Source organism: Leisingera sp. XS_AS12, assembly GCF_041224635.1.
Taxonomy (GTDB): domain Bacteria; phylum Pseudomonadota; class Alphaproteobacteria; order Rhodobacterales; family Rhodobacteraceae; genus Leisingera.
Window position 1 is genome coordinate 138380 of the sequence record NZ_JBGFGM010000121.1, and the last position, 6608, is coordinate 144987.

A 6608-nucleotide genomic window follows, 5' to 3' on the forward strand; every position below is an offset into this window, starting at 1 on the left:
ATCTGCGCGCGGCACAGGAACCTTTCTGGAGAAGTCCCACATGGGCAAGATCGGCATCACCGTCGGCAGCTGAGGCCGGGCGCGGCGAAAAGAAAGCACCGGGGCCGCCGATGGCAGCCCCGGCATTGGCGTTACTTGTTGAGGATCTTCGACAGCACCAGGTAGGCGGCACCGGCCACGAAGAGGCCCACGAACCACGCATAGGTGTAGATCGTGGCGAAGAAATCCGAGGTGCCCGCGGTGAGGCCGACACCGGCAAGGAAGCCCGGCAGGTTCGGCAGGATGCCGATCACCAGCGCCCAGACACCGGCCCAGTTGGTGCCGTTCTTGCCGGAATAGATGCCGTCCATCTTGAACAGGTCAGCGACTTCCAGCTTGGTCTTGCGCAGGAGGTAGTAGTCCGCCAGCATCACGCCCGCGATCGGCCCCAGCAGCGCCGAATAGGCGATCAGCCAGCCGACGATGTGGTTGACCAGCACCCAGGGGAACATGGCGATGCCGATGCCCGCGGTGATGTAGCCGCCGCGCTTGAGGTTGATCTTGCTGGGCGCGAGGTTGGCGAAACCATGTGCCGGCGCCACCACATTGGCCGCGAGGTTGGTGGTCAGCGTTGCCACGATCAGCGCGAACAGCGCGATGATCACCGACAGGCCGCCCATCTTCTCGGAGAGCTGGATCGGGTCCCAGATCGCCTCGCCGAAGATCACCACGGTGGCCGAGGTCACGGCGGAGGCGATGAAGGCAAACAGCGCCATCGGGATCGGCAGGCCGACCATCTGGCCGAGGAACTGGTCCTTCTGGCTGCGTGCGTGGCGGGTGAAGTCGGGGATGTTCAGCGCCAGCGTCGCCCAGAAACCGATCATGCCGGTCAGGCTGGGCCAGAACACTTTCCAGAACTGACCTTCCTGCGGCTGGCCGGGATCAAAGGCGCTGGGGGTCGACAGCATCTCGCCGAAGCCGCCCGCGTTGACATAGGCCCAGCCCAGCAGCGCCAGCCCCATCGCCAGCAGGAACGGTGCGGCGTAGGTTTCCAGCCAGCGGATCGACTCGGTGCCGTTCTTGATGAAGTAGAGGTGCAGACCCCAGAAGGCGAGGAAGCAGATGAACTCACCCGCGCTGATGCCGAGGATGGCCAGCGGCTCTCCCGCCAGCGCGCCGCCGGTGAGCGTGTTGAGGATCACGAAGATCGCCGAGCCGCCAACCCAGGTCTGGATGCCGAACCAGCCGCAGGCGACGATGCCGCGCGCGACGGCGGGGATCTTGGCGCCGGTGGGGCCGAAGGAGGAGCGCAAGAGCACCGGGAAGGGAATGCCGTATTTGGTGCCCGCGTGGCCGACCAGCACCATCGGGATCAGCACGATGGCATTGGCGGCCAGGATGGTCAGCACCGCCTGATCCCAGCTCATGCCCGAGCCGATCAGGTAGGAGGCCAGGAGGTAGGTCGGAATGCAGACCACCATGCCGACCCAGAGCGCGGCGATCGCCAGCCAGTCCCAGGTCCGCTGCTCTGCGGTGGTGGGCAGCTGGTCCTCGTTGTACAGCTCCGGGTCGATCCCAGCCAGATCAACCTGCTGCGCCGATTGGGCGCCGGGTGCGGTGTATCCGCTTGTTATATCAGCCATTATCAGTTCTCCCTGTTATTTGGCTTGCGACGGCCCCTTCTTGTTGTCGCGGGGTCCGCCAGATGTGAAAATTCCCCGGCTTGCACCGGGGAACCTCGATCAGACGCAGGCGGGCATGTTTTCCGCCGAGCGCTGGACCTGCCGCGGGGCGGTCAGCTCTTTCCATTTCGACAGCGCCTTGTTCACCTCCGGGAAGGGGGCACGCTCGACAAACCGCCCGTGGCCCGGTGTGGCGCAGACCTTGCCGTCGTCCACCGCCAACTCACCCCGGCTGAGGGTGTAGCGCGGCAGGCCGGTGACCTCGCGGCCCGCAAAGACGTTGTATTCCACCACCGACTGCTGGGTCTCGGGCGAGATGGTCTTGGATTTCTTGGGGTCCCAGACCACCAGGTCAGCGTCGGAGCCTTCCACGATCGCGCCCTTCTGCGGGTAGATGTTGAGGATCTTGGCGATGTTGGTGGAGGTGACGGCGACGAACTCGTTCGGGGTCAGGCGGCCAGTGTTCACGCCTTCGGTCCACAACACCGGCATGCGATCTTCCAGACCGCCGGTGCCGTTGGGGATCTTGGTGAAATCGTCGATGCCGGTGCGTTTCTGCTCCACGGTGAAGGCGCAGTGGTCGGTGGCGACCACCTGCAAGGAGCCCGCCTGAAGACCGGCCCAGAGACTGTCCTGATGGGATTTGTCACGGAACGGCGGCGACATCACCCGCTGCGCGGCATGGTCCCAGTTGGGGTTGCGGTATTCGCTTTCGTCCAGCACCAGATGCTGGATCAGCGGCTCACCAAAGACGCGCATGCCCTTCTGGCGCGCCCGGCGGATCGCCTCATGCGCTTGTTCGCAGGAAGTGTGCACCACGTAGAGCGGCACGCCCGCCATGTCGGCGATCATGATGGCGCGGTTGGTGGCTTCGCCCTCGACCTCCGGCGGGCGCGAGAGGCCATGGCCTTCCGGCCCGCGGATGCCGTCGGCCAGCAGCTTCTGCTGCATAGTGGCCACCACGTCGCCGTTCTCGGCATGCACCATCGGCAGCGCGCCGAGGGCGGCGCAGCGGCGGAAGCTGTCGAACAGCTCGTCGTCCTCCACCATCAAGGCACCCTTGTAGGCCATGAAATGCTTGAAGGAGTTGATGCCGAGGTCGACCACCTGCTGCATCTCGTTGAAGACCTGCTCGCTCCACCAGGTCACTGCCATGTGGAAGGAATAGTCGGCGCAGGCGCGTTTCGACTTGGCGTGCCAGGCCTCCAGCGCCTCCAGCATAGACTGGCCGGGGCTGGGCAGGCAGAAGTCCACCACCATGGTGGTGCCGCCCGCCAGGCCCGCGCGGGTGCCGGATTCGAAATCATCCGCCGAATGGGTGCCCATGAAGGGCATTTCCAGATGAACATGCGGGTCGATGCCGCCGGGCATGACGTAGCAGCCGGTGGCGTCGAGCACCTTGTCACCGCTCAGGCCTGCGCCGATCTGGACGATCTTGCCATCCTCGATGGCGACATCGGCTTCATAGCTGCGGTCGGCGGCGACGATGGTGCCGCCCTTGATCACGGTTCGTTGTGTCATGGCTGTCACTCCACGATTTCTGCGGTTTCAAGAACGGCGTGCAGCAGCACATCGGTGCCCGCCGCCGCCCATTCGCGGCTGATTTCCTCGTCTTCGTTGTGGCTGAGCCCGTCAACGCAGGGGCACATCACCATGGCGGTCGGGGCCACCTTGTTGATCCAGCAGGCATCGTGGCCCGCGCCGGAGATGATGTTGCGGTGCGAATAGCCGAGCTTTTCCGCGGCCCGACGCACGGCAGCGACGCAGCCCTCGTCAAAGGTGACAGGGTCGAAATGGCCGACCTGCTCGATCTCGAGCCCCAGTTCCAGCTCCTCGGCGATCTTCGCGGCACCTTCGCGCAGGCGGCGTTCCATGTCCGCTTGCGTATCGAAACTGGGCGAGCGGAAGTCGATGGTGAAGATCACCTTGCCCGGCACGATGTTGCGGCTGTTGGGATAGTAATCGCAGTGGCCCACGGCGCCGACCGCATCGGGCTGGTGGCTCATCGCGATTTCATGCACCAGGTCGGTGATCCGCGCAGCGCCCAGACCTGCGTTGCGACGCATCGGCATCGGGGTTGAGCCGGTGTGCGCCTCCTGCCCGGTCAGCGTCACCTGCAGCCAGTTCAGACCCTGGCCGTGGGTGACGACGCCGATGTCCTTGCCTTCGGCCTCCAGAATCGGGCCCTGCTCGATGTGCAGCTCGAACATCGCGTGCATCTTGCGCTGTCCCACGGGCTCATCACCCACGTAACCGATGCGGGCCAGCTCCTCGCCGAATTTTTTGCCCTCGGCATCTTCGCGCGCGTAGGCCCAGTCCTGCGTGTGCACACCGGCAAAAACGCCGGAGGACAGCATCGCGGGGGCAAAGCGGGTGCCCTCCTCGTTGGTCCAGTTCACCACCACGATGGGGCGGCGCGGGGTGATGCCCAAATCGCGGATCGAGCGCACGACCTCCAGCCCCGCCAGCACGCCCAGCACGCCATCGTATTTGCCGCCCGTCGGCTGGGTGTCCAGATGGCTGCCCATCATCACCGGATCCAGATCGGGTTCCGCGCCTTCAAGGCGGGCAAACATGTTGCCCATGCTGTCGACGCCGACGGTCATCCCGGCCTCTTCGCACCAGCGCTTGAACAGGTCGCGGCCCTGCTTGTCTTCGTCGGTCAGCGTCTGGCGGTTGCAGCCGCCGCGCAGGCCGGGGCCGACCAGCGCCATTTCCATCAGCGAATCCCACAGGCGGCTGCCGTTGATGCGGGCGTTGCTTTGCACGTCTTTCATGTCTTTCTCCCTGTTCGCCCCTGCCCCGCGCGCCCAAGGGCCGCACGGCAGGGGCAGGTTTTTAGGCGATGAGCGATTCGGCGAGGATGCCGACCAGCTCGTCGATTTCCTGCTTTTCGATGATCAGCGGCGGCGACATGGCGATGATGTCGCCGGTGGTGCGCAGATGCGCCCCCTTGTCCCAGGCCCTGAGGTAGACGTCCAAGGCGCGCTTGGTGGGCATGTCCGCCACCGGCTCCAGCTCCACCGCGCCGACAAGACCCGCGCAGCGGATGTCCTTCACATGCGGCAGGCCCTTCAGGCTGAACATCGCCTCGGCCCAGTAGCCCTCCAGCGAGGCGGCGCGCTCGAACAGCTCCTCCTCGCGGTAGGTGTCGAGCGCGGCAAGTGCGGCGGCACAGGCCACCGGATTGCCCGAGTAGGTGTAGCCGTGGAACAGCTCGATCATATGGTCCGGGCCGGTCATGAAGGCATCGTGGATCTCGCTGCTGATCATCACCGCGCCCATCGGGATCACCCCATTGGTGAGGCCCTTGGCGGTGGTGATCATGTCCGGCTCGACACCGTAGTAATCCGCGCCAAAAGCCTTGCCGAGACGGCCATAGGCGGTGATCACCTCGTCAAAGATCAGCAGGATCCCGTGCTCGCGGGTGATCTCGCGCAGCCGCTTCAGATAGCCCTTGGGCGGCAGGATCACCCCGGCGGAGCCTGCCATCGGCTCGACAATCACCGCGGCGATGGTCTCGGCACCGTGCAGCTCGATCAGACGCACCAGATCCTCGGCCAGCTCGACGCCATGCTCGGCCTCGCCCTGGCTGTAGGCGTTGCGCTCAAGGTCATGGGTGTGACGCAGGTGGTCAACGCCGGTCAGCAGGCTGCCGAAGTGGCGGCGGTTGTTGACGATGCCGCCCACCGCGATGCCGCCGAAGTTCACCCCGTGATAGCCCTTCTCGCGGCCGATCAGCCGGGTGCGGGAGGCATTGCCCTTGGCCTTGTGATAGGCCAGCGCGATCTTCAGCGCGGTCTCCACCGATTCCGAGCCGGAGTTGGTGAAGAACACGTGGTTCAGATCCCCCGGCGCCAGCTCTGCCAACCGGTTCGCCAGCTCAAACGCCTTGGGGTGGCCCATCTGGAAGGCCGGCGCATAGTCCAGCTCCGTCATCTGGTTCTTGACCGCCTCGGTGATGCGCGGCGCGGCGTGGCCTGCGTTCACACACCACAGGCCCGCGGTGCCATCCAGCACCTTCTTGCCCTCGGTGGTGGTGTAATACATGCCTTCCGCCCCCGCGATCATGCGCGGGTTCTGCTTGAAATGCCGGTTGGCGGTGAAGGGCATCCAATAGGCATCCATGGCGTTGGCACGCTTGGGGTTGGTGTCCATGTCGGGTTCCTTTGTCTTGATGAGAGGTCAGCTGACGGCGGTCAGCAGCGTGTCGAGGCTCTGTTTCGCATCGCCGTAGAACATTCGGGTGTTCTCCTTGAAGAACAGCGGGTTCTCGATGCCGGAGTAGCCGGTGCCCTGGCCGCGCTTGGAGACGATCACCTGTTTCGCCTTCCAGCACTCCAGAACCGGCATGCCGGCGATCGGCGAGTTCGGGTCCTCCTGGGCGGCCGGGTTCACGATGTCGTTGGAGCCAATCACAATCGCCACGTCGGTCTCGGGGAAGTCGTCGTTGATCTCGTCCATCTCCATCACGATGTCATAAGGAACCTTGGCCTCGGCCAGGAGCACGTTCATGTGGCCCGGCAAGCGGCCTGCCACCGGGTGGATGGCGAAGCGCACTTCTTTGCCTTTCGCGCGCAGGCGGCGGGTCAGCTCGGCGACGTTCTGCTGCGCCTGCGCCACCGCCATGCCGTAGCCGGGGATGATGATGACGCTGTCGGCTTCCTCCAGCGCCTGCGCCACACCCTCGGCGTCGATCGCGACCTGCTCGCCCTCGACCTCCATCTGCGGACCGGTGCTGCCGCCAAAACCGCCAAGGATCACCGAGACGAACGACCGGTTCATCGCCTTGCACATGATGTAGCTGAGGATCGCACCGGAGGAGCCCACCAGCGCGCCGACCACGATGAGGAGGTCATTGCCAAGCGAGAAGCCGATCGCCGCCGCGGCCCAGCCCGAGTAGCTGTTCAGCATCGACACCACCACCGGCATGTCGGCGCCGCCGAT

The 6608-nt window shown here is 65.1% G+C and carries 5 protein-coding genes; all 5 read right to left on the bottom strand.

Annotated features, from left to right (window positions below):
* Positions 1 to 131: 131 nt before the first annotated feature.
* On the bottom strand, positions 132 to 1622 hold the full coding sequence (locus tag AB9K35_RS20050; protein WP_369928855.1) for an NCS1 family nucleobase:cation symporter-1: 1491 nt from the start codon (positions 1620 to 1622) through the stop codon (positions 132 to 134).
* Positions 1623 to 1721: 99 nt separating this feature from the next.
* Complete coding sequence (gene hydA, locus AB9K35_RS20055) at positions 1722 to 3182, bottom strand: dihydropyrimidinase (RefSeq protein WP_369928857.1); 1461 nt, start codon at positions 3180 to 3182, stop codon at positions 1722 to 1724.
* Between the two features lie 5 nt (positions 3183 to 3187).
* Positions 3188 to 4438, bottom strand: a complete 1251-nt coding sequence (locus AB9K35_RS20060; protein WP_369928859.1) for a Zn-dependent hydrolase — start codon at positions 4436 to 4438, stop codon at positions 3188 to 3190.
* 61 nt (positions 4439 to 4499) lie between these two features.
* Positions 4500 to 5819, bottom strand: a complete 1320-nt coding sequence (locus AB9K35_RS20065) for an aspartate aminotransferase family protein (protein WP_369928861.1) — start codon at positions 5817 to 5819, stop codon at positions 4500 to 4502.
* Between the two features lie 27 nt (positions 5820 to 5846).
* On the bottom strand, positions 5847 to 6608 hold a 762-nt coding region (locus tag AB9K35_RS20070; protein ID WP_369928863.1), incomplete at its 5' end, for an NAD(P)(+) transhydrogenase (Re/Si-specific) subunit beta.